Source organism: Mycobacterium sp. (genome assembly GCF_052145595.1).
Taxonomy (GTDB): Bacteria; Actinomycetota; Actinomycetes; order Mycobacteriales; family Mycobacteriaceae; genus Mycobacterium.
Window position 1 is genome coordinate 1 of record NZ_JBKQOI010000105.1, and the last position, 3,314, is coordinate 3,314.

4 protein-coding genes are annotated in these 3,314 nt (G+C 67.8%); 1 reads left to right on the forward strand and 3 read right to left on the reverse strand.

Annotated features, from left to right (window positions below; translation table 11 throughout):
- The 3 genes from ACLP4W_RS09535 to ACLP4W_RS09545 form a co-directional block, all read right to left on the reverse strand.
- Positions 1-455 (reverse strand): GNAT family N-acetyltransferase (locus tag ACLP4W_RS09535; protein WP_442385894.1); only part of this gene is annotated, 455 nt, incomplete at its 3' end.
- A 50-nt stretch (positions 456-505) separates the two neighbouring features.
- Complete coding sequence (locus tag ACLP4W_RS09540; protein WP_442385895.1) at positions 506-970, reverse strand: class I SAM-dependent methyltransferase; 465 nt, start codon at positions 968-970, stop codon at positions 506-508.
- A 66-nt stretch (positions 971-1,036) separates the two neighbouring features.
- Entirely contained in the window at positions 1,037-2,557 is a 1,521-nt protein-coding gene (locus ACLP4W_RS09545) for an alpha/beta fold hydrolase (RefSeq protein WP_442385896.1), read from the reverse strand.
- An 82-nt stretch (positions 2,558-2,639) separates the two neighbouring features.
- Between ACLP4W_RS09545 and ACLP4W_RS09550 the strand changes: the two genes are divergently transcribed.
- Positions 2,640-3,314 (forward strand): class I SAM-dependent methyltransferase (locus ACLP4W_RS09550; RefSeq protein WP_442385897.1); only part of this gene is annotated, 675 nt, incomplete at its 3' end.

Below are 3,314 nucleotides of genomic sequence, written 5' to 3' on the forward strand. Positions count from 1 at the left end.
AGCGCACGCCAGGAGGCCACATTGGCGGCCACCACGGCGACAAGCACCGCGGGCGCATCAGAATACGAGTTCCAGGTGTCCTCAACGGCCGCAGCGATCATGCGGGATCCGAGACCGCGACCGCGCAGCGCTGGGTCCGCGATGAGGTAGTCAAGCTCGACGGCGCCGACTGGCACCTCGATAACTGCCGAGAATTCCGTGAGATCCTCGGGGTAGTCGCAAATCGCCGAGCGCTGCAGCAGGCCGATTGGCGGGCCGTCGAGGAGAACGAGCAGGTCTTCCCCCGGCTCCTCGCCTCGCGTACTCGCGCCGAAGTCGCGCTCGATCGCCTCAAGGGTTGTCTCATGATTCCACCACCGGGCGACCTGGGGCTCTCGCAACCACTCGGCCAGCATGGGAAGGTCCCCGGCAATCAACGGCCGCCACGACAAGAACCCATCGCTAATCCTCTCCACCGTCACAGCGTAGATCCCGGAAGGGAATCGTCCTACGCGATGGTCTGACACTAGCCCAGCCCGGACAAATGGTGATCCGGAACATGCGCGGAGGTCAGGGTCTCGGGTGCTCGCCATGCCTGGTGAGCTCGGGATGTGGCTGGGCCGTGCACGACGATGCCCGGGAGCCGGGCCGTGCTGGGTCCTGACACGGAACATCTCGCCGGCGAAGCCGTCGGGGGTCCACGAGGCCCGGGCGACGGTGCCGGCCGGGCGGTGACGCGCGCGATCTGGCCGACGGCCCGCTGGTACTCAGGCGCGAACATCACCCCGAAGACACTCAGCACGGCGTCGAATGACGAGTCGCCTGCGGGTAGGTCTTCGGCGTCGCCGAGCTGGAACTCGACGTCCAGGCTCTCGGCCGCCGCGCGCCTGTGTCCGTCCTCGAGCAGTTCGGGAACATAGTCGACTGCGGTAGACCGCACCGAGATCGATTCCAGCGAGGTCAGCCCCGTCGAGATCAGCCTGGCAAGCACCTGCTAGCGACCGGTGGCCGGGCTCGGATTCTGGCGCAACCAATTGGGCGATCGGTAGGACTGTGGCTACTTGGCCGGTCCGGACAGGAACGCAATGATGGTGTCGACAATTTGGTCGAGGTCACGAGTGTCGGGTAGGTGGTAGCGCCCTTCGAGAGTGACCAACCGGGCGTCGGGCAGGCCTTCGGCCAGTTGCAGCCCGCCGCGGTGAGGTATTACGCGGTCACCTCGGTAGTGCAGCACGAGTGCGGGTGCGCTCACCGCCGGCAGGAGGGCTTTGACGTCGGCGGCGTAGATGGCCGCGAGATATCCGGCGGCCACGTCGCGGTCGGCCGAGTCTCGCAGCACCGCGGCCAGGTGGTCGGCCGCTGCGTCGGTCGGATCGGGCCGGTAGAGGTCGGCGAGCAGCTTGGAGCCGAGCCCCCAGTGACTGCGCACCAACGCGATGAGGGTGGCGTTGAGGTCTGGGCGTATGAATACTTCGGCGGCGCTGGCGTAGGTTCCGAAGAACACCAGTCGCCGCACCAGATCCGGCCGCGTCGCGGCGAGCGCGACGGCAACCGGCCCGGCCTGGGACATGGCGAGCAGGTCCACCGGCGCTCCAGCGTGGGTCGCGACGGCGGCCAGCTCGGCCACGCTCGCGTCCAGCCCGAAGTCGTCGACCGAACCTGGGGAGCGTCCGGTCCCGTAGCGGTCGTACATGACCAGCGCGCGGGTTCCGACTAGTCGTTGAAACATCGAGGAGCGCGGATCGCGGCCGGCGGCGATGACGTCGATGTTCGATACCCAGCCGGGCAGCGCGATCAGCGGCTGTCCACTCCCGACGGTGGCAACGGCGATCCGGCGGTCGCCGACGGAAACGTGACTTACGCGCATCGCTCGCAGCGGGGTCGGCGGCGCAACATTGTGGCGGAGTATGCGCAGCTGCAGTTCCTGCATGGCGGCCGAAGGCTCGAGCCCGAGCTCGTCGGCGAGCCGGTCGGCGTAGCGTTGGTACGCCGCGAGCGCGTCGGCTTGGCGTCCACACGCGTACAAGGCCCTCATGCGGACGAGGTGGGCACGTTCTCGAAGCGGATGTTCGGTGGCGAATGCCTCCAGAGCCGGAAGGTCGGGAGAGCCCTCGTCCAGGCGAAGCTCATGCCAGCGCTCGATCGCCTGTCGGCGGGCCTCCTCGAGCCGGATCGCCTCAAACCGGGCCACTGGCGACTCGGCGAACTCGGCGTAGGCCGCACCGTGCCATAGGCTCAGAGCTTCGCTCAATGACCCGGCAGTGTCGGCCCCCACCAGCCGGTCGAACCGCTGACTGTCCACATCGTCCGGATCAACGGCCAACCGGTAGCCGGGAGCCACGGTCTCAATCCGCGTGAATGGAATAGTCCGGCGCAGCCGGGACACCTGGTTGTGCAGCGCCGCCACGGGATCCTGAGGGGGATCCTCCGGCCAGACCAAGTCCACGAGGTTATCAACGCTCACGACAGCGCCGGCCCGGGCCAGCAGACTGGCCAACAGCGACCGCTGGCGGTCACTGAGCGCGACGACCTGCCCGTCCGGGCCGATCACGGTAACGGCGCCGAGTACCAAGAACATCAGCTGGCATTATGCCAGCCTCCGGCACGGCGGCGTCGACACGTGACAGCGAGTTGACAGGCGCGCCACCCACACTCGCCGTATGGACACGACAGGGACAGACAGTTTCCGTCATGACAACAGCGCCACCACTCCACAGGCCTGCCACGGCGCCGCGACGGTCGACAACGCCGTGCGGGGCCGACTCAACGCGGCCGTCCTGCGCGAGTCCAACGTCTACGGCCACCTGCTGCTGGGACGGCGCAAGCGACGGCTGTTCGCTAACCTTCCGCCGACCGTGGTTGAGATCGGGCCCGGAACCGGGGCCAACCTGCGCTATTACCGAACCGGCACCCGGCTGATCGCGATCGAGCCGAACCGGCACATGCACTCACCGCTCCGGAAGGCGGCGCAGCGCTACGGCATCGAATTGGAGCTGCGTGAAGAAGGGGCGGACGCCACCGGTCTGCCCGACGCGAGCGTCGATGCCGTGGTGAGCACGCTTGTCCTGTGTACCGTGCCCGACCCGGCTGCGACGCTCCGCGAAGTCCGCCGGATTCTCCGGCCGGATGGCCGGTTTCTCTTCCTGGAGCACGTCCGGGCAGGCCAAAGCCACCCTGTGCTGCGGATGGTTCAGCGATCCGTGGCCCGGCCGTGGCGCTGGTTCTTCGAGGGTTGCGATGTGCTGCGCGACACTGAGGCGACCCTGGCCCGGACCGGCTGGGCACACCTGGAGGTGCAGAGATACCACGTGCCGACCCTGTTCCTTCCGATCAAC

What these genes read in the sequence shown, in the direction of transcription:
- ACLP4W_RS09545 (WP_442385896.1), bottom strand. Translation starts at nt 2,557, where the DNA reads ATGTTCTTGGTACTCGGCGCCGTTACCGTGATCGGCCCGGACGGGCAG.